29 protein-coding genes are annotated in these 23273 nt (G+C 67.9%); 14 read left to right on the top strand and 15 right to left on the bottom strand.

What is annotated here, in order from left to right; genetic code table 11:
• The first annotated feature begins 68 nt into the window (after positions 1-68).
• Positions 69-854 (top strand): SGNH/GDSL hydrolase family protein, encoded by a 786-nt coding sequence (locus tag AD72_RS02290; RefSeq protein ID WP_031464666.1) that lies wholly within the window; start codon positions 69-71, stop codon positions 852-854.
• Positions 854-1240 (top strand): MmcQ/YjbR family DNA-binding protein, encoded by a 387-nt coding sequence (locus AD72_RS02285; protein WP_051897742.1) that lies wholly within the window; start codon positions 854-856, stop codon positions 1238-1240. The genes AD72_RS02290 and AD72_RS02285 overlap by 1 nt, the downstream gene beginning before the upstream one ends.
• On the opposite strand, the gene AD72_RS02280 is transcribed toward AD72_RS02285, so the two are convergent.
• Positions 1237-1605 carry a winged helix-turn-helix transcriptional regulator gene (locus tag AD72_RS02280; RefSeq protein ID WP_031464664.1) on the bottom strand — a complete coding sequence of 123 codons (369 nt, stop codon included), beginning with the start codon at positions 1603-1605 and terminating at the stop codon, positions 1237-1239. The two genes, AD72_RS02285 and AD72_RS02280, sit on opposite strands and share 4 nt — an antisense overlap.
• A 49-nt stretch (positions 1606-1654) precedes the next feature.
• Here AD72_RS02280 and AD72_RS02275 point away from each other — a divergent pair, with 49 nt between their 5' ends.
• On the top strand, positions 1655-2581 hold the full coding sequence (locus AD72_RS02275) for an NADP-dependent oxidoreductase (RefSeq protein ID WP_031464663.1): 927 nt from the start codon (positions 1655-1657) through the stop codon (positions 2579-2581).
• A 252-nt stretch (positions 2582-2833) separates the two neighbouring features.
• Here AD72_RS02275 and AD72_RS02270 read toward each other — a convergent pair whose 3' ends face one another.
• The 5 genes from AD72_RS02270 to AD72_RS02250 all read right to left on the bottom strand — a co-directional run bounded on the left by AD72_RS02270 (position 2834) and on the right by AD72_RS02250 (position 7137).
• Positions 2834-3697, bottom strand: coding sequence for a phytanoyl-CoA dioxygenase family protein (locus tag AD72_RS02270; RefSeq protein WP_031464662.1), 864 nt, complete (start codon positions 3695-3697; stop codon positions 2834-2836).
• 31 nt (positions 3698-3728) lie between these two features.
• Positions 3729-4121 (bottom strand): ectoine synthase, encoded by a 393-nt coding sequence (locus tag AD72_RS02265; protein ID WP_031464661.1) that lies wholly within the window; start codon positions 4119-4121, stop codon positions 3729-3731.
• 37 nt (positions 4122-4158) lie between these two features.
• Entirely contained in the window at positions 4159-5409 is a 1251-nt protein-coding gene (gene ectB / locus AD72_RS02260) for a diaminobutyrate--2-oxoglutarate transaminase (protein WP_031464660.1), read from the bottom strand.
• A 58-nt stretch (positions 5410-5467) separates the two neighbouring features.
• Positions 5468-5974: a diaminobutyrate acetyltransferase gene (gene ectA / locus AD72_RS02255; protein ID WP_031464659.1), complete on the bottom strand. Its 507-nt coding sequence runs from the start codon at positions 5972-5974 to the stop codon at positions 5468-5470.
• Positions 5975-6402: 428 nt separating this feature from the next.
• Complete coding sequence (locus AD72_RS02250) at positions 6403-7137, bottom strand: sulfite exporter TauE/SafE family protein (RefSeq protein ID WP_031464658.1); 735 nt, start codon at positions 7135-7137, stop codon at positions 6403-6405.
• A gap of 77 nt (positions 7138-7214) precedes the next feature.
• Between AD72_RS02250 and AD72_RS02245 the strand changes: the two genes are divergently transcribed.
• The gene (locus AD72_RS02245; RefSeq protein ID WP_031464657.1) at positions 7215-8105 is read left to right on the top strand and encodes a LysR family transcriptional regulator; all 891 of its coding nucleotides are present in this window, start codon (positions 7215-7217) and stop codon (positions 8103-8105) included.
• 9 nt (positions 8106-8114) lie between these two features.
• On the opposite strand, the gene AD72_RS02240 is transcribed toward AD72_RS02245, so the two are convergent.
• Entirely contained in the window at positions 8115-9590 is a 1476-nt protein-coding gene (locus AD72_RS02240; protein WP_037344624.1) for an adenylate/guanylate cyclase domain-containing protein, read from the bottom strand.
• A gap of 111 nt (positions 9591-9701) precedes the next feature.
• On the opposite strand from AD72_RS02240, the gene AD72_RS02235 reads away from it, so the two are divergent.
• Both AD72_RS02235 and AD72_RS02230 read left to right on the top strand, forming a co-directional pair.
• On the top strand, positions 9702-10001 hold the full coding sequence (locus AD72_RS02235; RefSeq protein WP_031464655.1) for an ArsR/SmtB family transcription factor: 300 nt from the start codon (positions 9702-9704) through the stop codon (positions 9999-10001).
• Between the two features lie 6 nt (positions 10002-10007).
• On the top strand, positions 10008-10511 hold the full coding sequence (locus AD72_RS02230) for a YbaK/EbsC family protein (protein WP_031464654.1): 504 nt from the start codon (positions 10008-10010) through the stop codon (positions 10509-10511).
• Here the strand turns inward: AD72_RS02230 and AD72_RS02225 are convergent.
• The 4 genes from AD72_RS02225 to AD72_RS02210 all read right to left on the bottom strand — a co-directional run bounded on the left by AD72_RS02225 (position 10496) and on the right by AD72_RS02210 (position 13779).
• On the bottom strand, positions 10496-11218 hold the full coding sequence (locus AD72_RS02225; protein ID WP_031464653.1) for a 2OG-Fe(II) oxygenase: 723 nt from the start codon (positions 11216-11218) through the stop codon (positions 10496-10498). The two genes, AD72_RS02230 and AD72_RS02225, sit on opposite strands and share 16 nt — an antisense overlap.
• Entirely contained in the window at positions 11215-11817 is a 603-nt protein-coding gene (locus tag AD72_RS02220; RefSeq protein ID WP_051897740.1) for a methylated-DNA--[protein]-cysteine S-methyltransferase, read from the bottom strand. The genes AD72_RS02225 and AD72_RS02220 overlap by 4 nt, the downstream gene beginning before the upstream one ends.
• Positions 11817-12290 carry an RNA polymerase sigma factor gene (locus tag AD72_RS02215; RefSeq protein ID WP_031464651.1) on the bottom strand — a complete coding sequence of 158 codons (474 nt, stop codon included), beginning with the start codon at positions 12288-12290 and terminating at the stop codon, positions 11817-11819. Before AD72_RS02215 ends, AD72_RS02220 begins: the two co-directional genes overlap by 1 nt.
• Positions 12291-12369: 79 nt before the next feature.
• On the bottom strand, positions 12370-13779 hold the full coding sequence (locus AD72_RS02210; protein ID WP_031464650.1) for an FAD-dependent monooxygenase: 1410 nt from the start codon (positions 13777-13779) through the stop codon (positions 12370-12372).
• Between the two features lie 82 nt (positions 13780-13861).
• Here AD72_RS02210 and AD72_RS02205 point away from each other — a divergent pair, with 82 nt between their 5' ends.
• Positions 13862-14494, top strand: a complete 633-nt coding sequence (locus tag AD72_RS02205) for a TetR family transcriptional regulator (protein WP_031464649.1) — start codon at positions 13862-13864, stop codon at positions 14492-14494.
• A gap of 221 nt (positions 14495-14715) precedes the next feature.
• Here AD72_RS02205 and trpS read toward each other — a convergent pair whose 3' ends face one another.
• On the bottom strand, positions 14716-15684 hold the full coding sequence (gene trpS / locus AD72_RS02200) for a tryptophan--tRNA ligase (protein WP_031464648.1): 969 nt from the start codon (positions 15682-15684) through the stop codon (positions 14716-14718).
• Between the two features lie 180 nt (positions 15685-15864).
• Between trpS and AD72_RS02195 the strand changes: the two genes are divergently transcribed.
• The 7 genes from AD72_RS02195 (at position 15865) to AD72_RS02165 (ending at position 21248) form a co-directional block, all read left to right on the top strand.
• On the top strand, positions 15865-16155 hold the full coding sequence (locus AD72_RS02195; protein WP_031464647.1) for a YciI family protein: 291 nt from the start codon (positions 15865-15867) through the stop codon (positions 16153-16155).
• Positions 16152-17333 (top strand): 5-(carboxyamino)imidazole ribonucleotide synthase, encoded by a 1182-nt coding sequence (locus AD72_RS02190; protein WP_031464646.1) that lies wholly within the window; start codon positions 16152-16154, stop codon positions 17331-17333. The genes AD72_RS02195 and AD72_RS02190 overlap by 4 nt, the downstream gene beginning before the upstream one ends.
• Before the next feature lie 18 nt (positions 17334-17351).
• On the top strand, positions 17352-17861 hold the full coding sequence (gene purE, locus AD72_RS02185; RefSeq protein ID WP_031464645.1) for a 5-(carboxyamino)imidazole ribonucleotide mutase: 510 nt from the start codon (positions 17352-17354) through the stop codon (positions 17859-17861).
• Positions 17862-17884: 23 nt separating this feature from the next.
• Positions 17885-19048: an acyl-CoA dehydrogenase family protein gene (locus AD72_RS02180; RefSeq protein ID WP_031464644.1), complete on the top strand. Its 1164-nt coding sequence runs from the start codon at positions 17885-17887 to the stop codon at positions 19046-19048.
• Between the two features lie 74 nt (positions 19049-19122).
• Positions 19123-19371, top strand: a complete 249-nt coding sequence (locus AD72_RS02175; RefSeq protein ID WP_031464643.1) for a hypothetical protein — start codon at positions 19123-19125, stop codon at positions 19369-19371.
• Between the two features lie 38 nt (positions 19372-19409).
• Positions 19410-19598 (top strand): hypothetical protein, encoded by a 189-nt coding sequence (locus tag AD72_RS02170; RefSeq protein WP_031464642.1) that lies wholly within the window; start codon positions 19410-19412, stop codon positions 19596-19598.
• 78 nt (positions 19599-19676) lie between these two features.
• Positions 19677-21248, top strand: coding sequence for an FMN-binding glutamate synthase family protein (locus tag AD72_RS02165; RefSeq protein ID WP_156365019.1), 1572 nt, complete (start codon positions 19677-19679; stop codon positions 21246-21248).
• A gap of 8 nt (positions 21249-21256) precedes the next feature.
• On the opposite strand, the gene AD72_RS02160 is transcribed toward AD72_RS02165, so the two are convergent.
• The 3 genes from AD72_RS02160 to AD72_RS02150 form a co-directional block, all read right to left on the bottom strand.
• Positions 21257-21544: a YiaA/YiaB family inner membrane protein gene (locus AD72_RS02160; RefSeq protein WP_031464640.1), complete on the bottom strand. Its 288-nt coding sequence runs from the start codon at positions 21542-21544 to the stop codon at positions 21257-21259.
• Between the two features lie 297 nt (positions 21545-21841).
• On the bottom strand, positions 21842-22474 hold the full coding sequence (locus AD72_RS02155; protein ID WP_031464639.1) for a LysE family translocator: 633 nt from the start codon (positions 22472-22474) through the stop codon (positions 21842-21844).
• Positions 22471-23187, bottom strand: coding sequence for a TIGR03089 family protein (locus AD72_RS02150; RefSeq protein ID WP_031464638.1), 717 nt, complete (start codon positions 23185-23187; stop codon positions 22471-22473). Before AD72_RS02150 ends, AD72_RS02155 begins: the two co-directional genes overlap by 4 nt.
• Positions 23188-23273 lie beyond the last annotated feature (86 nt).

Genomic DNA, 23273 nt, shown 5'->3' with positions numbered 1-23273 from the left:
GGCGTAGCCATCGGCCGATAAGGCATGCTCGCATTGATCATGACAGGCGCTCGGGGAGGTGTACGCATATGCGGTGGCGCAGCTTCATGGCGCTCGGCGACAGCTTCACGGAGGGCCTGGACGATCCCGCTGACGACGGTGGTTTCCGCGGCTGGGCCGACCGGCTCGCCGAACTGCTCGCCGCCGTCCAGCCCGGGCTGACCTACGCGAACCTCGCCGTGCGCGGCAAGGTCATGAACGACATCGTCACCGAGCAGCTGCCCATCGCGCTGGCCGAACGACCGGATCTGGTCACCCTGTGTGCCGGAGGCAACGATCTGATCGTGCCCGGCTGCGATATCGACGCGCTCGCGGGCCGGTTCGAGGACATGGTCGCCCAGCTCACCGAGAGCGGGGCGGATGTGGTCGTGTTCAACGGTCCCGATCCCAAGCACATGCCGCTGATGCGCACCGTGCGCGGCAAGGTCGCGCTGTACAACAGCCACCTGTGGTCGATCGCGGACCGCTACGGCGCGACCGCGATCGATCTGTGGGGGATGCGGGTGCTCGGGGATTCCCGGGCCTGGGCCGATGACCGGCTGCATTTCACCCCGGAGGGGCACCGCAGGATCGCGCTGCGGGTGGCAACCGCCCTCGGAGTACCGACCGAGCAGGAGTGGAACGCCCCCTGGCCGGAGCAGGCCCCGCTCGACTGGTTCCGTTCCCGGCTCAAGGACCTCGACTGGGTGCGCACCTACATGCTGCCCTGGGCGCGGCGCCAGCTGACCGGGCGCTCGATGGGCGACGGGGTCACCGCGAAACGGCCCAGCCTCGCCCCGATCGAGGTCGAGTCCCGGGAACACGGGCTCGTCTGATGGGCTGGGGCGAGAAGGAACGCGAGCAGGCGCGGGAGAAGTTGCTCGAGCTCGCCGAACGGCTGCCCGGGATCGAACCCGCGCACAGCCACGGGCACACCGGATTCCTGGTGCGGGGCAAGCGGATCGCGTGGTTCCTCGTGGACCATCACGGCGACGGGCGGCTCGCGTTCTGGGTGAAGGCCCCGATCGGTGAGCAGGAAGCGCTCGTCGGCACCGATCCGGCGCGCTACTTCGTGCCCGCCTATCTCGGCCCGCGCGGCTGGGTCGGCGTGGACCTGAATGCGGCTGTCCCGGACTGGGACGAGATCGCCGGGCTACTCGAACAGGCCTGGCGGATGACCGCGACCAAGGCGGCGATCCGGGCCTTCGACGCCGGGGCTTAGAGCGCGCGTTCCCCGGCGTCGAGCGCGGCGAGCACCGCCTCGCCGTTCGCCTTCGCCCACTCGGTCAGCGCGCGGATCGGCTCGGTCAGCGTCGCCCCGAGTGGGGTGAGCTCGTACTCGACGCGCGGCGGAACCTCGGCGTAGGCGTGCCGGTGGACGAGTCCGTGCGCCTCGAGCCGCCGCAGCGTCTGGGTGAGCACCTTGCGCGAGATACCGCCGATCGATTCGATCAGCTCGCCGTGACGCACCGGTCCCCTGCTGAGGCCGGCGAGTACGACCACCGTCCACTTGTCGGCGATCAGCTCGACCGCCAATCGCGCCGGGCAGTCGGCGAGAAAAGGGTCCCCGGGACCGAATCCGCTCATGACGCCAAAGGTACCTGCCGGTTCCTATCGGAAACCTAATCTGAGAGTCATGCGAGCCATCACCCAGCAGGAGTTCGGCGGCCCCGAGGTGCTCAGCATCGTGGAAGCACCCGAACCCCGGCCCCTGCCGACCGAAGTCCTCGTCCGCGTCCAGGCGATCGGGCTGAACCCCTTGGAGGCGCGGCTGCGCGCGGGCGAGTTCCCGTTGCTCGGCGAGCCACCGTTCATCCTCGGCTGGGACATCAGCGGCGTGGTCGAGCAAGCGCAGACGGGGCGGTTCCGGCCCGGCGAGGAAGTGTTCGGCATGCCGCTGTTTCCCCGTGCTGCCAACGCCTACGCCGAACTCGTGGCGGCTCCGGCGCTCCATCTGGTGCGCAAACCGGCCGCGCTCTCGCACATCGAGGCTTCGGCGCTGCCGGTCGCCGGGCTGACGGCCTGGCAGGGCCTCGTCGATCTCGGCGGCGTGACCGAAGGCGACCGGGTGCTGATCCACGGCGGTGGCGGCGGGGTCGGCCACGTCGCGATCCAGATCGCGAAAGCGTTCGGCGCGCACGTGATCACGACCGCCGGTCCCGGCAAGCGGGAGTTCGCCGCGAGTTTCGGCGCCGATGAGGTGCTCGACTACACGGCCGTCGATTTCACCGAGACGCTCCGCGATATCGACCTGGTGTTCGACACGCTCGGCGGGGACATCGCCGCGCACTCACTCGCGGTGCTGCGCCCGGGCGGTCACCTGGTGACGGCGGTCGCCGACGAGGACGCGGAACTCGCCGCCAGATTCGCGGCGGCGGGCAGGCGATTCAGTGGCATCGCGGTCGATCCGGATCCGGTCGCCCTGCGCGCTCTCGTGGCACTCGTCGAACGGGGCGAACTCGGGGTCCACGTGCGGGAGACGTTCCCGTTCGAGCGCGTCGCCGACGCGCACCGGCTACTCGATGCCGGTCACCTCACCGGGAAGCTCGTGCTGACCGGCTGAAATCCCCCGGCACAGAATAAAACGGCCCCGAACCGTTCGCTTTTACAGCGGACGGCACGGGGCCGTACTCCACGTCGGTTCCACGCCGATTCGGACCCCGAGCGTCGAAATCGGCATGGTCACCGCGAGGAGCTACGGTACGTAACTGAGCCACCGTGTTCCGTACCGCACTGCCACCCTAGCTTGCGCTATCAGGTGATCAACACCATGCCATGCGTGCCCTAGGTCACATTTAGCAGGGGTATGCACCTATCAGTACTCGATCGTGTCGACCTGACGGCTGGCCAGATGCTCGGGCCGCCGCGCCTCCGCGCTGAACGGTTCGACCAGCGGGTTCTCCACGCTGTTGAAGGCCAGCCAGATGCTCGAGCGCGGGTACGGGGTGATATTGCTTCCCGCCCCGTGCAGCACATTGCAGTCGGCGAGCAGGGCGGCGCCCGCCTGGCCGGTGAACTGCTCGATGCCGTATTCGGCGGCGAGCTTGGTGATGTCGGTGCGCGGCGGGTTCTTGTCCGGACCGCAGCTGACGAAGGTGCGGTGCGATCCGGGCATCAGCATCATCGCCCCGCCGGAGGCGAACGCGTCGGCGAGCGTGATCGACACGCTCACCGCGCGCGGTGCCGCCATCCCGTCCTCGGCGTGCCAGCGCTCGAACTCCGAACGCCAGAAGTAGCCGGGGTCGGTGAACCCGGGAACCAGGGTGACCTTGCTCTGGTGCACGTACACCTCGGAACCGAGCACCTGCCGGGCCCGGTCGAGCACCCGGGGATCACGCACGAGTTCGGCGAACAGCTCGCTGATCTCGTGCACGGCGAAGATCGAGGTGAGTTCCCCGGTCTCGGGGTCGAAGGCCAGCCGCTCGTCCGAGCGCAGCCCCTCGTCCACGTAGAGCCGGTGCAACTCGGACCAGTAGGCCTGCACCTCCGCCGGGGACAGGAGGCCATCGACGATCGAGTAACCACGCGCGGCGTGTGCCGCGAGATCACCCGCGTCCATCGGTCCGTCCGCTTCATCGGACCAGACCGTCGGCTCGACCCGCTCCAGCAGATGCGTCTCGCCGGTGATCCTCGTGGGATAACGGTCGTGGGCCTCGCTACGCACTTCGGTCGCGGTCATCGTCGCCTGGCCTCCTGTGACTCGCGGACGGTTAGTCGTCCTCGGTGATCAGCGGGTAGACGCCGTTCTCGTCATGCGTCTCCCGTCCGGTCACCGGGGGGTTGAACACGCACACGCACTTGATCTCGGTCTTCGGCCGGACCTGGTGCTTGTCGTGGTTGTTGAGCACGTAGATCGTGCCCGGCTTGAGCTGGAAAACCTCTCCGGTTTCCTTGTTCTCCACTTCACCCTCGCCCTGGGTGATGAACACGGCTTCGATGTGGTTGGCGTACCAGAAGTCGCTCACCGTGCCCGCGTAGAGGGTCGTCTCGTGCACCGAGAAACCGAGCTTCTCCCGAGCGAGGATGATGCGCTTGCTGCGCCAGTTCTCGCTCTTGATGTCGTCGTCGGTGTCTTCGATGTCGCTAAGCGAACGGACGATCAACTCTTCCTCCAAACGTCGCTGTCGGCTGGGCTTTCGTTCAGCCCATGACGGAGCGTACGGCCTCGGAGATGATCGCGATTCCCTGCTCCAGTTCTTCCTCGGAAAGCGTCAGCGGCGGGAGCTGCTTGACGACCTCGTCCGAGGGCCCGGAGGTCTCCATGAGCAGGCCGCGCTCGAACGCGCTCGCGCACACCTTCGCCGCGAGATCACCGCTCGGGAACTGCAGCCCGCGCGCCAGCCCACGCCCCTTGACCAGGAGTCCGGCCTCGGCGTTCTCCTCGGCGAGGGTGCCCAGCGCGGCGGCCAGCCGCTCCCCCTTGGCCAGGGTGGAACGCTGCAACTCGTCGTCGGCCCAGTAGGTCTCCAGCGCCTTGGCCGCGGTGACGAAGGCCGGGCTGTTGCCGCGGAAGGTCCCGTTGTGCTCGCCGGGGCCCCACACGTCGTGCTCGGACTTGAACAGGGTCAGCGCCATGGGCAGTCCGTAGCCGCCGATGGACTTGGAGACGGTCACGATGTCCGGGGTGATCCCGGCATGCTCGAAGGAGAAGAACGGACCGGTGCGGCCGTTGCCCATCTGCACGTCGTCGACGATCAGCAGCATCCCGTGCTTCTGGCACAGCTCGGCGAGGCCCTGCAGCCATTCGATGCGCGCGGCGTTGATCCCGCCCTCGCCCTGCACGGTCTCCACGATCACCGCGCCCGGTTCGTTGAGCCCGCTGCCGGAGTCCTCGAGCAGCCGCTCGAAGAACAGGAAGTCCGGGGTGGTCCCGTCGAAGTAGTTGTCGTACGGCATCGGCGTGGAGTGCACGAGCGGAATACCCGCCCCACCGCGCTTCATCGAGTTACCGGTGACCGAGAGCGCGCCGAGGGTCATGCCGTGGAAGGCGTTCGTGAAGTTCACGATCGCTTCCTTGCCGGTGATCTTGCGGGCCAGCTTGAGCGCGGCCTCCACCGCGTTCGCCCCCGTCGGCCCGGGGAACTGCACCTTGTAGTCCAGGTTACGCGGTTTGAGGATCCGCTCGCTGAACGACTCGAGGAATTCCCGCTTGGCAACGGTGCCCATGTCCAGGGCGTGCGTGACGCCGTCCCGGGAGATGTACTCGAGCAGCGCTTCCTTGAGGATCGGGTTGTTGTGCCCGTAGTTCAGCGCACCGGCACCCGCGAAGAAGTCGAGGTAGGGCTTGCCGTCCTCCTCGTACAGATAACTACCCTTCGCACGATCGAAAATAACCGGCCAGCCGCGGCTGTAGCTGCGGACTTCGGATTCAAACGTTTCGAAAATATTCATTTCTTTGTCATCTGCTTTCTCGGATACGCATCGCATGCGCCATCGCAAACGAATGTGGCTAACGCCCTACGAGCGGACCGATTCTGTACAAGTTCTCCGGTTCGTGCTCATCCGGGAACTGTGCCGAGGCGAATAGCTCTTTGGTTTCCATATCGGCCGACCAACGCTTCGCGAAGGAATCGAACAATGCGATGGATGCCGCATTGTCCGGGGTTACCGTTGTCTCCAGATGCGAGACCTCGGGCGCAAGACGCTGCACGAGATGATCGAGCATCTTCCCGGCAACACCCCGCCCACGCGCCCTCGAGTTGACGGCAACCTGCCAGATCAACAGGGCTTCCGGCGCAGCGGGCCGCCGATATCCGAGAACGAATCCGGCAATCGCACCGTCCACCCGTGCCACCGCGGAGGTAGCGGAGAAATCTCGCGCCCAGAGCAAATACGCGTACGAGGAATTGAGGTCGAGTTTGCCTGAATCGCGGGCGATCCGCCACAACTCGGCACCATCGGCGACCGTCGGCTCGGCTATGACGACACCCGCGGTATCGCCACTCCCATCGCTCACCCTTGTCACCAGTCCCTAAATAGCCCACCTGGCGATGCGCGTCTTTTTCGCACACTGCCGGGGACCGCTCTCCGACTCGCCAGCCGAAGCTAACAGAAACCTGCTCGGAATTTCAGAAACACGATTCACACACAGCCGCGCTACCAGGGGGAACAAAAACAACCAGGTGATGAGGGCGACAAAGGTCTTCACTTTACCCAGGGTTACGTGATAGAGGCTCGCTGGGCGCACGGTACCGCGGGTGGTATTCCAGAAGCCACGCCGAACGGCGCCAGAGCAGTAGTAGACACCACCGAACAGGTGGAACACAAGCCTTGGCGCACATCTGGGAACTCCGTGTCCTACCGCGCCGGTCAGCGCGAGAATCCACGGCGAAGGCGCGCGATCACCGCAGAAAGCACAGCGGCTGGACGCTCCCGGACACACTCCTATCCGAACGCGTCGAGCCCCAGCTTCACGGCGAGCCCCACCCCGGCGATCGCGATGCCGTAACGCAACAGCCGCTCGGGCAGCAGGCGGGCGATCGCCGGGCCCAACCAGGAGCCGATGAGCAGGCCGAACACCAGCGGTGGCACGGCGAGCCACACGATGTGCCCGAACAGCGCGAAGGCCACCGCGGCGACCACATCGGCGATCAGGGTGAGCAGGTTCTTGAGCGCGTTCAGCCGGAGGAGGCTGCCGCTGCGCGTCGCGAGCAGTACGGCGAGCACGAGCGTCCCGGCGGCGGCCGCGAAATAGCCGCCGTACACCCCGACCGCGAACACGCCGAGCACGGCCGGCCAGGTGCGCACCCGGTGCACCGCGGGCCGGGGCGCCAGGATCGCCAGGGACGCGCCACCCACCAGGAACGGCACCACTCGCTCGAACGTGCCGGACGGGGTGAGCAGCACAAGGGCCGCACCGACCGCGCTGCCGAACATGCAGGCGAGCCCGAGCGTGCGCGCGCTGCCCCACTGCCCCGCGAGCTCGCGCCGGGAGCTCGGTACCGCGGCCACGGTGCCGATGGCGAGAGAGAAGGTATTGGTCACGTTCGCCGCTGCCGGTGGAATCCCGGCAGCGAGCAGGGCCGGATAGGAGAACACCGAGCCGAGGCCGGTGACCGTCCCCGAGATACCGGCAGCGAGACCCGAAACGACGATGAGAAGCGCGATCGACCAAGACACGACGGCTGAGTCTTCCGCCGCGAACCCGCTGTGACCAGGTTCGATTTCTGAACGGTTCCGTTTAGAATCGGCAGTCGATGATCGACTTGCGCCGACTGCGCGTGCTGCGCGCCCTCGCCGAATACGGCACGCTCACCGCCGCGGCGCAGGCGCTGTACCTGACTCCCTCGGCGGCCTCCCAGCAGGTGCGCCAGCTCGGCAAGGATCTGGGCGTCACCCTGCTCGAACCACACGGGCGGCACGTGTACCTGACCCCGGCGGCACGAGAGCTGGTGCGCCACGCCGAGGAGATGGAACAGCGCTGGGAGCTGGCGCGGGCCCGGCTGCAGGCGGACGCACCACCGAGCGGCGAGTTGCGGGTCGCCAGCATGACCTCGACGATCTCGGCCCTGCTCGCGCCCGCCGCGGTCACCATGCGGCAACGCTGGCCGGATGTCCGGGTGCGCATCATCGAGGCCGAGCCGCCCGCCTGCTTCGACCTGCTCTTCCGCGGTGCGGTGGACCTCGCGGTGACCATGGCGACCCCGGAGACCCCGCCGCTCGAGGACCCCGGATTCGAGATCCTCCCGCTGCTCGAGGACCGCTACGACCTGCTCACCGCCCCGGAGCACCCGCTCGCCGGGGCGGACGGGGTGCGGCTGACCGATCTGGCGCGCGAACAGTGGGTGCTCGCGATGCCGGAGACGGCCTACCGCCGGGCCATCCTCGCACTGTGCGGGACCGCGGGGTTCAGCCCGGACATCGCCCACGAGGTGCTGGAATGGAGCGCGGTCGCCGGGCTCGTCGGCCGCGGTCTCGGCATCGCGCTGCTGCCGAGGCTGGTGCGGCTGCCCGCGGAACCGGCCGTGGTGCGCACCCCGCTCGCCGATCCCGCACCCAGCAGGCCGCTGCTGACGGTGACCCGCAGGGGCGCGGCCGAACATCCGCTGATCGCCGCCGGGCTGTCGGTACTGCGCCAGCTCTGCTGACGACGCGGCTCAGCGCGAACTCGTGAAGCACAGTGTCTCGTCCGCGCGCCCGCGCAGTTCCAGGCGCGCGTGCTCGGACCAGCGCTCCCGCTCACCCGTGCTGCTCTGTTCGATCACCGATTCGCTGGCGAGCACCCGCCCGGGCAGCGCCTTCGCCTCCTCGGTGAGCCGCGCGGCCTCGTTCACCGCGTCCCCGATGACGGTGTACTCCAGCCTGCTCCTGGTGCCCAGCTGACCGGCGAACACCCGCCCGGCCGCGATCCCGATCCCCACATCCAGTTCCCCTGCCTCGGCGACCGAGTCCCGGATCCGGCGCGCGGCCCGCAGTGCGGCGCTCGCCGGATCGGCGTGGTGCACCGGGGCGCCGAAAATGCACAGCGTCGCGTCCCCCTCGAACTTGTTGACCAGCCCGCCCTCCCGGTCGATCTCGGCGACCACGCCGCCGAGCAGCCGGTTGAGCTTGGCCACGAAGTCCTCGGTGGGCAGGGCGTAGGCCAGTTCGGTGGAGCCGATGACATCCACGAACAGCGCCACCACCTCGGTGAGTTCCCCGGTGAGCGAGGCGCCGACGGACATCGCGTGGTCCACGACCGAATCCCCGACATGGCGCTCGAACAGGTCCCGCATGCGCTCGCGTTCGCGCAGCCCGCGGGCCAGATCGTTCACCGAGGCCTGCATCAGCCCGATCTCGGTGGTGTTGTTGACCTCCACCCGGGCGTCGAAATCGTCCCTGGCGATGCGTTCGAGCGCGGTCCGCATCCGGCGCAGCGGAAGCCCGACCGAGCGGGCGAGCAGCACCGTGCTCGCGATCCCGAGGAACACCCCGATCCCGGCGAGCACGAACACCACGCGGATCCGCTCGTCCTGGCTCGAGCGGGTGTAGGAGAGGGCGATGACCACCGAGACGAGCGGAACCCCTCCGGAGAGCACCCAGGTCACCGCGAGCCTGCCCAGTACCGTTCCCCTGCGCGCCTGGTACGACTCGAGCACCCGGCTCATCACCGGGCGCAGCAGCCGCTCGGTCGCGAGATAGGCGTAGGCGGTCGTGGCGATCCCGCCGAGCGCGATGAACGCGACCCCGGTCGCCGCGTCGGTGTAGGCGAGCAGGCTGAACATCAGCACGCTCATCACGGCGACGGCCAGCAACCAGAGCGCCCCGGAGATCATCATCATCCTGGCGGGCAAGCGGTACACGGCAGCCGCCTGCACCGCGGTGAGTTCCCCGCCCTCACGCAGTGGGCCGATCGCCCGCCGCTGCAGCGCGGTGCTCGCCCCGATACCGACGACGAACGCGAAAGCGGTCAGCCCCATGCCCACGGTGGCGAGCAGCCCGACATGCCTGCCGAACCGCTCCGGGGCACCGTTGAGCCAGGCGAGCAGACCGATGGTGAGCACCCCGGCCGCGCTCGTGGCCACACCGAGCAGACCGAGACCGAATGGCGCGCGAAGCACCAGGGGAAGGTCGGGGCGCTCGCGGTCTCGCACACCGCCGATCCTAGAGGGGAGCCGGTGCCCCTCCCGGTCGCACGTGCCTGTGCGGCACCGGGGCACCCGGACCTTGACAACCGATCAGGCAATTAGCAAACTCCCTAATTGATGGAGGTCGAGGTTCTCAAGGCGCTGGCCAGCGAGCGGCGGCTGCGGATTCTGGAGTGGCTGCGCGACCCGGTCGCGCACTTTCCCCCGCAGGTCGACGGGGATCTGCTGACCGACGGTGTCTGCGGGGTGCTGATCGCGCGGAAGCTGGAGGTCAGCCAGCCGACCGCGGGCGAACACCTGAAGGTACTGACCGCGGCCGGGCTGCTCCGGGCGAAGCGCATCAAGCAGTGGGTGTTCTACCGGCGCGATGAGGACCGGATCCGGGAAATCAAGCAAACCCTCCACGACGATTGGTGAGCGAACGTGAGTGTCGGTACGTACGAGCGACTGATCGGGCTGCTGGACGAGCACGGCGCCAGGTACCGGACGATCGACCACGCGCCGGAGGGCCGGACGGAACCGGTCAGCGAACTGCGCGGGCATCCGGTGTGCCAGGCGGCCAAATGCGTCGTCGTCCTGATCAAGGTGGACAAGAAGACGCGAAAGTACGCGCTCGCCGTGGTTCCCGGGGACACCCGCGTGGACCTGGCCGCGCTGAAGGCGTTCTACCACGGGCGCTACGCGGGATTCGCCGACAACGAGACGGCCGAACGGCTCTCCGGCAGCGTCAGCGGCACCATCCTGCCGCTGACGTTCACCGATGAACTCGAACTCGTCGCGGACCCCGCACTGTTCGAGCACGAGGAGATCTTCTTCAACGCCGCGCGCCTGGACCGTTCCCTCGCCCTGGCCACCGAGGACTACCGCCGGATCGCGGCGCCTGCGGTGCACGCGATCGCCGGGGAGCCGGGTCAGGCGGCGTCGTGAAAGACCAGGCCAAGGGTGTAGCGCATACCGCTGCGCACCGCGGACACCCCGTGCCGCACCTGCGCTGCCGACCAGCCACGCGCCGAGCGCACCGGGCGGTCCCTCGTGGTGAACACGAGCCCGTGCCCCTGCGGGATCAGGGTGGCCGTGCCCCGTGACTGGGCCCGCATCCGCTGCTCGACGAGCAGGAACTCCCCACCGGTGTGGTCCACGCCCGGATTGCTCAGGTTGATCACCACCTGCAGCGGGAAAACCTTGTCCCCGTACAGATCCCGGTGCAGCGCGTTCCACCCGCCCTCGGCATAGCGCAGCAGGATCGGGGTCGGCCGACGTTGCCCTGCCGCATGGCAGATCTCCAGCCATTCGGCGAGGGTGTCCGGCCATTCGGCCTGCCTGCCGAGCCGCTGCGCCCAGTCCCGTGCGATCGGCAGCAACCGCGGGTACAGCGCCTCGCGCAGCCGGGCGATCGGCTCCGGGAACGGTTCGGCGAAGTAATGGTACTCCCCTTCGCCGAACCGGTGCCTGCGCATATCGATGGTGGACCGGAAATGTTCGGGTTCGGGATAGAGCTCGGCCAGGCTCGCGCATTCGGTTTCGGTGAGCAGCCGGGGCAACAGGGCGCAGCCGTACTCGTCGACCTCGCGGTGCACCGCGGACCAGTCCGCTGCGGCCACGCGTTTCTCGTAGGTGTTCGCGCCGGTGTTCACGCCGCCTCCAGTTCGAGTAGTTTCCGTTTCGCTTCGACTCCGCCCACGTACCCGGAAAGCGATCCATCCGAACGCAGCACCCGATGGCAGGGCAGCACGACCGGGATCGGGTTCGTCGCGCAGGCGGAACCGGCCGCGCGCACCGCACGCGGACTGCCCGCGGCGGCCGCTATTCCCGCATAGCTCGCGGTCTCCCCGTAGCCGATGTCCCGTAGGTGACCGAGCACCTCACGGCGGAATCCCTTGCTCAGCCGCAAATCCAGCGGCACATCGAAACTCCTGCGCTTTCCGGTGAAGTACTCGTCGAGTTCGGTGGCGAGCCGGTCCAGTCTGCCCGGTGCGTGCAGGATGCGCGGGCTCACCGTGTCGGCGAGGCTCGCCAGCACCCGTTCGTGTTCCTCACGTTCATAGGCCACCCGCAGCACACCGGCCTCGGTCGCGGCGAGCAGCAGCCGCCCGACCGGGGTGTCGTGCGTGCGGTAGGCGATGTCCAGCACGCCCGCGCTCGCGGCCTGTTCGGCGAGCCGGGCACGCAGCCGGGCCAGTGCCTCGGTCTCGTCCCCGGCGAGCATGCCGGCGATGTCCTTGTCCGCGGTCATCATTCGCACTCCCTCGGATAGCTCGTGCGGAGTTTCCGCACCCCGTCCGCCGCCGCTCTGCGCACGGCCGCGGTGGTGCTCCCGGTGATCTCGGCGATCTCCTTGTACGGCAGGCCGGCCAGATAGTGATAGGCGACGGCGGCCCGCTGAGTCAGCGAGAGCTCGCCGAGCGCCGACCACAGATCCGGATCGACCTGTTCCGGGCGCCCGATCCCGGAGTGGCGCTCCGGCGGTTCGGGCACGGTGACCGCTCTGCGCTTCGCCGCGCGGGTGGCATCGACCGCCTTCCGGTGCGCGATCGTGACCAGCCACGCCTGCACATTGGCGGTCTCCGGAAGTTCGGGATACGCCTTGAGCGCGGCGAGGAACGTCTCAGCGGCGGCGTCCTCCGCATCGGCGTGCCCGAGCACAGCCCGGCACACCCGGAGCACGGTCGCGCCGTGTTCGGCGACGATCTCTTCGAACGCCTTCATGTGGTAGGACTCCGGTATTCGTAGGACTCCAGCATCGGTAGCACACCCAGTAGACGACGCCGAACCGCGAAACGTGAGTTCATTCGCCGAACCAGGTGCGCAGCGCGACCGCGAGCCCCTCGGTGCCCTCCCCCGCGCACGCCCAGGCGATGGTGCCGTCCGGGCGGATCAGCACCCCGCTCAGGTCCTCCTCGATGGGCGCGGCGAGCTCGAGCACCCGAACCCGGTCCGGCACGGATACCGCGGTACCGCGCGGCACCGCGAGCACGGCCGCGCCGTCCGCGGTGAACTCGGTGACCGGACGGCCGTCCAGTTCCAGGTCACCGCAGGCGAACCCGGTGCGCGGATGGCTTGCCGGATAAGGGAATTCGTAGCGGTCCCCGGTTCCGGTGAGCAACCGCCAGAAATACCGGTTCACCTCGGGCAGATCCATCAGTTCGGCGAGGAGTTCGCGCAGTGCGCCGATGTGTTCGCCGTGGGCCAGCAAGGCGGACTGGGCCCGCGTGTTGCGCAGCACCGCGGCACCGGCGGGGTGGCGTTCGCTCGTGTAGCTGTCCAGCAGTTCCTCCCCCATGTTCGCGGCGCTCACCGAGGCGAGCTTCCAGCCGAGGTTCACCGCGTCGACAAGGCCGAGGTTGAGCCCCTGTCCGCCGTTGGGCGAGTGCACATGTGCTGCGTCCCCGGCCAGCAGCACCCGGCCGTTGCGATAAGTGCTCGCCTGGCGCGCGCGATCGGTGAACTTCCGCGGCTCGCGCAGTTCGGTGATCCCCACATCCGCCCCGGTGACCCGGTGGATACTGGCGCGCAGCTCCTCCGTCGTGAGTGGACCGTCGGTGCCGGTGCCGAACTCCGTGGTGCCGAGCAGTGTTCCGCCGTGCATCAGTTTGCCGCCCGGATAGTCCCCGGCCTCCGGGAGTTCTCCGAGCTTTTCCGGATCCACCTCGGTCACCCTGGTGATCATGCTCGGTTCGGTTCCCGGGAACGCGAATCCGGCGAGCCCGCGCACCGTGCTGCGCCCGCCGTCGCAACCGACCAGATAGCGGGCCCGCCACTGGTTTCCGGCCGCGCCCGCGGTGACCCCAGCGACATCCGGCACAACCGTCTCGACCTCGGTCCCCCAGTGCACCACCACCCCGAGCCCGCGCGCGTACTCCCGCAGAATCCGTTCCAGATCCGGCTGCCAGATCGGCGCACCCGCGCGTCCCGGCACCTCCTCGATCTTGAAGATCCAGGCGAAATGCCGGAGCGTGCCGCCATGATCACGCAGGAGATCGGCGAGCCCGATCCCGGTGTGTTCGGCGATTTGCGGGCCGAGGCCGCGGCGGCACAGCGCTTCGAAGGCCAGCGGACCGATCGCCCGCGCCCGCTTCTCCGCATTGGGCTTCACCGATCTTTCCAGTACGACTACCTCCGCGCCGCCGAGCCGGAGTTCCGCCGCCAGCAACAGTCCTACCGGCCCAGCACCGACGATGAGCACATCCGCGTCCACGATCATCTCCTTAACTTGTTAAAGAGATTAAACCATGAATCGGCTTTGTTAGGCTGTCGATCCAGCCGAGAGGAGCCGGGGCTTGCCAATTGACAGGAAGTACGCCGCCCAGATCGCCTTGCGGCTACTGGACTCCGAGGGGTTGGATAAGCTCACGGTGCGCAGGCTCGCGACCGAGCTCGGCGTCAAGGCTCCCGCACTGTACTGGCATTTCCCGAACAAGCGCGCACTGCTCGACGAGATGACCGACCAGCTGCTCGGCCCGGTGCTGGCACCGTTGCACGCCGGGCATCGCGGGCAACCGTGGTGGTCCTGGCTCGCCGAGGCGGCGGAAACCCTGTGGCAGGGCCTGCTCGGCGTCCGCGATGGCGCACGCATCGCTTCGGGGGCGGACCTGATCCGCGCCCGAGCGCTCGGCGAGTTCGCCGAGCTGGTCACCGAAACCCTGCACCGGGCGGGTTTTCCGCTCTCCGACGCATCCCGGGCCTCGGGCGCGATCATCCACTTCGTACTCGGGCGCGCGGTCGAGGATCAGACCCGTGGCACCCAGGCCGAGGAACACGCGCTGATCACCGAGGAAACCTTCCCTTATCCAGTGCTTGCGCGTAGCCTGCTCGAGCGCCACCGGGAGGGATCGGCCCAGGCGGACGACTTCCGGTACAGCCTGCATATCCTGATCACCGGGCTGCGCACGATCCGAGAGAGCGAGCGATGACAAGAGGAGAAGATCACGTTTCCGTACCGACCGGGGACGTTTCCCTCAGACAGCGGATTGCCGATACTCCTGCCATGCGATTTCCTGTTCCCATGATCGCTTTCGAGATGGAAGAATGTTCGAGCTGCCACGGAAGCGGCATGGATCGTAACGGCAATGCCTGCAAACAATGCGGAGGGATCGGCCAGATACCGAAGCGCAACTGACCGACCCCGAACCACTCAGCCGATTCCTGCAAGTTGCATTGCGGCATGCAACCGCGGCCGGGCGCGTTCGGCCGCGAGTTCGGCGGCATTGGCCCGCAACCGGTCCAGTTCGGCCTGATCGGCGAGTAGCTCCTCGACCGTCTTGCGAATGGGCCGGAGCCGATCCAGAACGGCATCGGTCACCATTCGTTTGAGTTCGGCGTAGCCGGTTATCGACTCCGCGAGCTCCCTGGGGTTTTCCCTGCGAATGGTCGCCAGAATATCCACCAGATTCGTTACTCCCGGTTGCTCTTCTGGAGCGTAACGAACAATTCCGGAAGAATCCGTGACTGCCCGGGAAATCTTGCGCTCGATGATTTCGGGTTCATCGCGCAGGAATATGGTGCCCACCGCTTCGGCGCTGGATTTCGCCATCTTGCGGCTCGGTTCGGCGAGATCCATGATCCGCGCCCCGACCGGCGGGGTCACCGCGCGCGGGACCGTGAACACCTCGCCGTACTCGGTGTTGAACCGCCGCGCGAGTGAGCGGGCCAGCTCCACGTGCTGGCGCTGATCGTCCCCGACCGGGACCTCCTGCGCGCCGTGCAACAGGATGTCGGCGGCCATCAGCGTCGGATAGGTGAGCAGGCCCAGCCGGACCCCGTTCTCCCCCTTCGACTTCTCCTTGAACTGCGTCATCCGCCGCGCCTCGCCGAAGGTGCACACACACTCCAGGATCCAGGACAGCGAGGCGTGTTCGGCGAGCAGATCGGACTGCACGAAGATCCGGTCCGCGGGAATACCCGAGGCGATCAGCGTGGCGTGCAGTTCCCTGGTCAGCACGCGTAGCTGCGCCGGGCTGTACCGCTTGGTCATCGCGTGCAGATCGGAGACGAAATAGAGGTCGCCGTCGTATTCGGCGCGGTCCGCCCAGTGCTGGATCGCACCGAGGTAGTTGCCGAGATGCACCCGGCCGGACGGGGTTGCGCCGGAAAAGCGGATCATGCCTTGCTCCTTGTCGGTTCTCGCCGCCCGAGGAGCCACCGGAAAACGCAGAACGGCCGCCCCCTGGGCGGCCGTTTCCATCGCGTGTTCGACTCGGCCGCCGTCAGGCGGCCCACCACGCACTCATACGCTGCGAACACTGCATACGGGCAGTGTAACGCGCCGGTTAGGCTTCTGGGTATGTACGTCGTCAAGCTCACCTACCCCGCCGATCTGACCGAGATCGACGCCAGGTTGTCCGAACACGTCGCCTGGCTCGAGGAGCAGTACGCGTCCGAGCGCCTGCTCGCCTCCGGCCGCCAGGAACCGCGGCTCGGCGGGGTGCTGCTGTTCGCCTCCATTCCGAGGACCGAACTCGACGCGGCGCTCGCGCGGGACCCGTTCGCCGGGGTCGCCGAGTACGAGGTGACCAAGTTCCTCGCCTCGAAGACCCACGACGCCCTCGCCGCGTTCCGGGACGAGCAGTCATGAGCTCGCCGATCGGACTGCCCGTGGTCGGCATGGTCGGCGGCGGGCAGCTGGCGCGCATGACCCACCAGGCCGCGATCGCGCTCGGCCAGTCACTGCACATACTCTCCATCGCCGAGGACGAGTCGGCCGCCGTGGTCACCCCGGATGTGCGGCTCGGCAAGCACACCGACCTCGAGGCCCTGCGCGCGTTCGCGCAGGAGTGCACCGTGGTCACCTTCGACCACGAGCACGTGCCCGGCGAGCACCTGCGCGCGCTCGAGGCCGAGGGATACACCGTGTACCCGGGCTCGAACGCGCTGCGGCACGCCCAGGACAAGCTGGTCATGCGCACCGAACTGGCCGCGCGGGATATCGCGGTCCCCGCCTTCACCGAGGTGCACGAGGTCGGCGAGGTGCTGGCCTTCGGCGCGGAGCACGGCTGGCCGGTCGTGGCCAAGGCCATCCGCGGCGGCTACGACGGGCGCGGGGTGTGGCTGCTCGGTTCTCCGGAAGAGGCGAGCGTGCTGGTGCGCGAGCTGCTTCAGGCGGGCACCCCGCTGATGGTCGAGCAGCACGTCGAGATGCGCCGCGAACTCTCCGCGATGGTCGCCCGCTCCCCGTTCGGCCAGGCCGCCGCGTGGCCGGTGGTGGAAACCGTGCAACGGGACGGAATCTGCGTCGAAGTGCTCGCTCCCGCGCCCGGCCTCTCCGAACAGCTGGCAGCCGATGCCCAGCAACTGGCCATCCGGATCGCCGAAGAGCTCGGCGTGGTCGGGGTGCTCGCGGTCGAACTGTTCGAGACGAACACCGGGGTACTGGTGAACGAGCTCGCCATGCGCCCGCACAACTCCGGGCACTGGAGCATCGACGGCGCCCGCACCTCCCAGTTCGAGCAGCACCTGCGCGCGGTGCTCGACTACCCGCTCGGGCGCACCGAACCCCTCGCACCCGCCGTGGTCATGGGCAATGTGCTCGGCGGCAGCGAACCCGGCCTGCGCATCGACGAGCGGATGCACCACCTGTTCGCCCGGTTCCCCGGCGCCAAGGTGCACTGGTACGGCAAGGCCGAGCGGCCAGGGCGCAAACTCGGGCACGTCACCATGCTCGGCGAGCGGATGAACCCGCTGCGCGCCGAGGCCGAGCTGGCCGCCGAATTCCTCGGCACCGGGCGCTGGCCGGACGGATTCTCGATTCACTGAGCAAGGAGAGAGCACCACATGCGCGTTGGTTTGATCATGGGCAGCGATTCCGACTGGCCCACCCTGTCCGCAGCCGCCGAGGCACTGCGTGAGTTCGGCGTGGAGCACGAGGTCGGCGTGGTCTCCGCACACCGCACCCCGAACAAGATGCTCGACTACGCGCGTTCGGCCGCCGACCGCGGGATCAGCGTGATCATCGCGGGCGCCGGCGGGGCGGCGCACCTGCCGGGCATGGTCGCCGCGGCCACCCCGCTGCCGGTGATCGGGGTCCCGGTCCCGCTCAAACACCTGGACGGGATGGACTCGCTGCTGTCCATCGTGCAGATGCCCTCCGGGGTGCCGGTGGCCACCGTTTCCATCGGCGGGGCCCGCAACGCCGGGCTGCTCGCGGTGCGCATCCTCGCCGCGACCGACCAGGGACTGCGCACCCGGATGAGCGCCTTCCAGGCCGAGCTCGAGGCGCTTGTCGAGCAGAAGGATCGTGCGCTGCGTGACAGCATCGAGACGGAACAGGTAAACGAGCGCTAACATAGCGCGTGGAGGTGCCACACGTGGAACAGAACTATGGCCTTTACCAGCTCGGTGAGGAACACGACGCGCTCCGCGAGGCGGTCCGCGCACTCGCCGAGAAGGAGATCGCACCGCACGCCGCCGAGGTGGACGAGGACTCGCGCTACCCCACCGAGGCCGAGGCCGCGCTCGCCAAGGCCGGGTTCAACGCGGTGCACATCCCTGAGCCCTACGACGGCCAGGGGGCCGATGCCGTCTCCGCGTGCATCGTGATCGAAGAGGTCGCCAGGGTCTGCGCCTCCTCCTCGCTCATCCCCGCGGTGAACAAACTCGGCACCCAGCCCATCCTGCTCTCCGCGTCCGAGGAACTGAAAAAGCAGGTGCTGCCCTCCATCGCGAACGGCGAGGCCACCGCCTCCTACGCGCTCTCCGAGCGGGAAGCGGGATCGGACACCGCCTCCATGCGCACCACCGCGCGCCGCGACGGCGACAACTGGGTGCTCAACGGCACCAAATGCTGGATAACCAACGCGGGCGAATCCACCTGGTACACCGTCATGGCGGTCAGTGATCCGGACGCCGAGAAGAAGGCCAACGGCATCTCCGCCTTCGTCGTGCACAAAGACGACCCCGGATTCTCCGTCGGGCCCAAGGAACGCAAACTCGGCATCAAAGGCTCCCCCACCCGGGAGATCTACTTCGAGAACTGCGTGATCCCCGGAGACCGGATCATCGGCGAGCCGGGGACCGGGCTCAAGACCGCGCTGCGCACCCTCGACCACACCAGGCCCACCATCGGCGCCCAGGCCATCGGGATCGCCCAGGGCGCGCTCGACCAGGCCGTCGCCTACGTCAAGGAACGCAAACAGTTCGGCAAAGCCATCGGGGAATTCCAGGGCCTGCAATTCATGCTCGCCGATATGGCCATGAAGACCGAGGCCGCGCGCGGCATGGTCTACACCTCCGCCGCCGCAACCGAACGCGGCGACCAGCGCGCCGGATTCCTTGCCAGCGCGGCGAAGTGCTACGCCTCCGACGTCGCGATGTCGGTCACCACCGACGCCGTGCAGCTCTTCGGCGGGGCCGGCTACACCAGGGACTTCCCCGTCGAGCGCATGATGCGGGACGCCAAGATCACCCAGATCTACGAGGGCACCAACCAGATCCAGCGCATGGTGATGGCCCGTTCGCTGCTCAAGGGCTGATCTTCGCAGCGAACGGCGTCCAATCGGATACGGCGTCCTCGCGCGGTCCACGCTCGGTGCTTTAGGCTGCGACAATGGGTGACCACCGGTCGAGTGCACGGAGCTGGCTGCGGTTCTCGGCAGCCGTGCTCGCCGTAGGCGTGCTGCTCGTCGTGCTGTACTACGCGTTCGCGATCGGCGGGGTGGGCAAGTTCGGCACGCCGACCGATATCGGGGGCGGCATCATGGCGCTTTTCGGCTACTGCGTCGCCGGGTTGGGGCTGATCGGCGTGCTGGCCAGTCTCATCGGTATGAAGGCAGGCTCGTCCGGCAGGTCGCGCTGATCGCGCAACGCCGGGCCGCCGCCGCGCGATAGGCGGGTATGTCCGAAACCGAGAATGTCCCCGCGTCCGAGGACTGGCAGATCAGGATGCTGCTCACCCAGATCGCCCGTGAGGTGCACGTCATCAAGATCATCGCGGTGAGCGCGCTGATCGTCGCACCGCTCGGGGCCCTGTTCTGCATGCTGATCCTGCTCACCTGGCAACCGATATCCGGCTACGCGCAGTGAAACCCGCCGAGATCCGCGTCGTGCTGGCCCGCATGCTCGCGCTGTGATCGCGGAGTCTACGGTGAACGGGTGATCCGAATGCTTGTCGTGGGCGGGCTCGCGGTCATTGGACTCGCCTCTGTTTCCCTTCCCGTTCTCGTCTCCCCGTGGTGGCTTTTCCTCACCCTGCCGCTGCTCGCGCTCGCCGTGACCGCGGTCCACGATGTGAGCCAGCGACACCATTCCATTCTGCGCAATTACCCCGTACTCGGACATTTGCGTTTTCTGATGGAGGAACTGCGCCCGGAACTGCAGCAGTACTTCATCGAGCGCAATTACGATGGCCGTCCCTACGACCGGGATGTCCGCACCCTGGTCTACGAACGGGCCAAGGGCGACGGAGACGAGGCGGCGTTCGGCACGGAGCGCGATGTCTATGCGCTCGGCCATGAGTCTTTCGTGCATTCGATGGCCCCTGTCCCACAGGAAAGCGAACCGCCGAAGGTTCGGGTCGGCGGTCCGGACTGCACGAAGCCCTACGATATGGCGCTGCTCAATGTCTCCGCGATGAGTTTCGGTTCGCTTTCCACGAATGCGATCCTGGCGCTGAACAAGGGCGCGGCGCTCGGCGGTTTCGCGCACGATACCGGGGAGGGCGGCCTTTCCGATCATCATCTGCGCCACGGCGGCGATCTGATCTGGGAAATCGGCACCGGTTATTTCGGTTGCCGTACCCCGGACGGCGGATTCGACGAGGCGAAATTCGCGGAAAAAGCGGCGACCGAATCGGTGAAGTGTGTGTCGCTGAAACTGTCCCAGGGCGCGAAACCGGGTATCGGCGGAGTGCTCCCCGGGGACAAGGTGAACGCGGAGATCGCCCGGGTCCGTGAGGTCACCCAGGGCGAAACCGTGATCTCCCCGCCCTATCACCGCACCTTCTCCACACCACGGGAACTGGTGGCCTTCGTGGCGCGGATGCGGGAGCTCGCGGACGGCAAACCGACCGGATTCAAGCTGTGCGTCGGCTCGCGCAGGCAGTTTCTCGCGGTGTGCAAGGCGATGCTGGCCGAGGGGGTCACCCCGGACTTCATCATCGTGGACGGGGCCGAGGGCGGAACCGGTGCCGCGCCACTGGAATTCACCGACCACATCGGACTTCCGCTCACCGAGGGACTGCTCACCGTGCACAACGCGCTGGTGGGTTCCGGGCTGCGGGACCGGATCCGGATCGGGGCGAGCGGGAAGGTCGCGACCGGGGCGGACATGGTCAAGCGGATGGCTGCGGGCGCGGACTACACGAACGCGGCGCGGGCCATGATGTTCGCGGTCGGCTGCATCCAGGCGCAGCGCTGCCACACCAACACCTGCCCGACCGGGGTGGCCACCCAGGATCCGCGCCGGACCCGGGCGCTGCACGTCGAGGACAAGGCCGAGCGGGTGCACAACTATCAGCGCTCCACGGTCGAGTCCTGCCTGCGCATCATGGCCTCGCTCGGCGCGCACCGGCCGGACGAGCTCGGCCCGCACCTGCTGACCAGGCGAATCGATCCGTTCACCGTGCGCAGCTATGCGGAGCTCTACGAATGGCTCGAGCCGGGACAGCTGGTCGAGCAGGCCCCGCAGAGCTGGGAACAGGACTGGGCGAAGGCGGATCCGGATCTGTTCGACTGAGCGGCGATTCAGGGCTGCTTCAGCGGATCGTGCTCGGCGAGGTACTTCTCCATCCGCGCCTGGTCCACCCTGCTGATCAGCTGGGTTTCCTGCTGGCGGTCCCGCACGCACTTGGCGAGGGTGAACGCGGAGGTCACGGTGTAGAGCACGCCGATACTGAGGAAACCGCGCACCCAGCCGCTGACCGGGAGGAAGATCACCCCGACGGTGACCGCGACCAGGGCGACGGCGAACGAGACCGCCGCCTGCGCGAAGAAGGCATTCGTGGTGTTGTTCGAGCTGATCGTGTTCGACATACCGGAACTCTGCCGGGAAACCCGGGCACCCGGCATCGGTGATTCCCCGCGTTCGGTATGCGTAGTTCTACGCGGGCGGGGCGCGGGTCGATGCCCGCGCCCCGAACCCGCGTCGGTCCTTCGTCAGTGAATACCGATGATGGCGAGGATCTGGTCGAGCAGGCCAACAATGCTGGTCATGAGAGAACCTTTCATTCGGGGTTGCTGACGTCCGCCATTCCATCGCCGCCGTATTGCACGAGAGTGCTCGACGAGTTACGAACCGTGGTCGTCTCTCTCGCGTGCGTAACCGGCTGGTTACAGCTTGTCCGCGGCCATCCCGCTGCCGAGCCCGATCATCACGGTTCCGGTCGTGCGCTCCAGCCGCTTGCGGATCTTCGCGCGCTGGAAGAACCGCCGCGCCCGCCCGACGAACATGGCCAGGCCGAGGAACCAGGCGGCGTCCACGATCATGTGCGAGACCGCGAGCAGGCAGGTCGCGGGCAGCAGATCGCTCCCCTCCGGCAGGAACTGCGGGTAGAAGGCGAAGGTGAACGCGGCGATCTTCGGGTTGGCGATGTTGGTGACCAGTCCGGTCCCGAAGGCCCGCCACGCGGTCGCGCGCTCACTGGCACCCGCGCCGAGTTCGGCGTCCCCATCGATCCGCCGCGCGGCCAGCCAGGCCTGGATACCCAGGTAGATCAGGAACAGTGCGCCCGCGATGCGCAGCACGGTGTAGGCCAGCTCGCTCGCCGAAAGCAGCGCGGTCACCCCGAGCGCGGCCGCGATCACCCAGGCGACGAGGCCGAGCTCCATCCCGGCGACCATGGGCACCGTGGAACCGGTGCCGCGCAACGCACTGCGCCGGATCACGAGCGCGGTCGTCGGCCCGGGAACCATGGCACCGAGCAGCACGGCGAGCAGGAACACCCCGTAGGTCGACCAGGTCATGCCGGCAACAGTAGCGTGCACCGCTCGGTGTTCGCGCGCTCTTCCAGCTTGGCCGGATCGGCATTGGTGCACTGGACGAGGGCGCCACCGGCCGCGAACACGGCGAGCACATCCACCAGTCCGTCCGGAATCGTCCAGTCCGCGGTGGAAAGCACCCTGGTGCCGCGCTCGATCCCGAGTTCGCTCGCCCGTTCCCTGGCCCGTTCGAGCACCGTGGCGACCGGTTGCCCGGCGAGCGCGGCCGTGTCCGGGCCCGCCGGATCGATCGCCACGAAGTCGTCCCCGTGCAACCGGGCGTCCTCGACGAAATCGACGGCCCCGCCGGCCGGTTCACCGCTGAGCCCGAGCCCCATGGGATGCAGGCTGACCTCGGCGATCAGTTCCGGGTCCGAACCCCCATCGACAGCGCCGCCCTCGGGGAGGAACGCGATCGGGGCACCCGGCGCCTCGGTGCGCACATCCCCGCCGCACCACCAGATACCGAACAGGATGCCAAGCGTTTGCCAGTGCGGCGGCAGGGCGAACCCGACCGGATCACCCGGCTCCAGTTCGGTCTCCTCGCGCAGCCAGTTCGCCGTCTTCGCCGCCCAGTTCGCGGTGGTCGCCACGGAGAGCTCGACCCTGCTGCCCAGTTCATCGTCGTAGTGCGTGATCAACGGCCGCGCTGCTTCCGTGCGCAGCAGCGGGACCAGCACGGATTCGGTAATGCCCATCACGACGAGCTTAGAGCACGCCGTGAACTCGACCGGAGTTGAACGGGCATGGGCGCCGGCGAGAAGTTCCGCCCGGGGCTGGGGCG

This window comes from Sciscionella sediminilitoris (assembly GCF_000737195.2).
In the GTDB taxonomy this organism is placed as follows: Bacteria; Actinomycetota; Actinomycetes; order Mycobacteriales; family Pseudonocardiaceae; genus Sciscionella; species Sciscionella sediminilitoris.
Note: the sequence above shows the minus strand (reverse complement) of the source record. Positions and strands in the feature narration are given on the sequence as shown.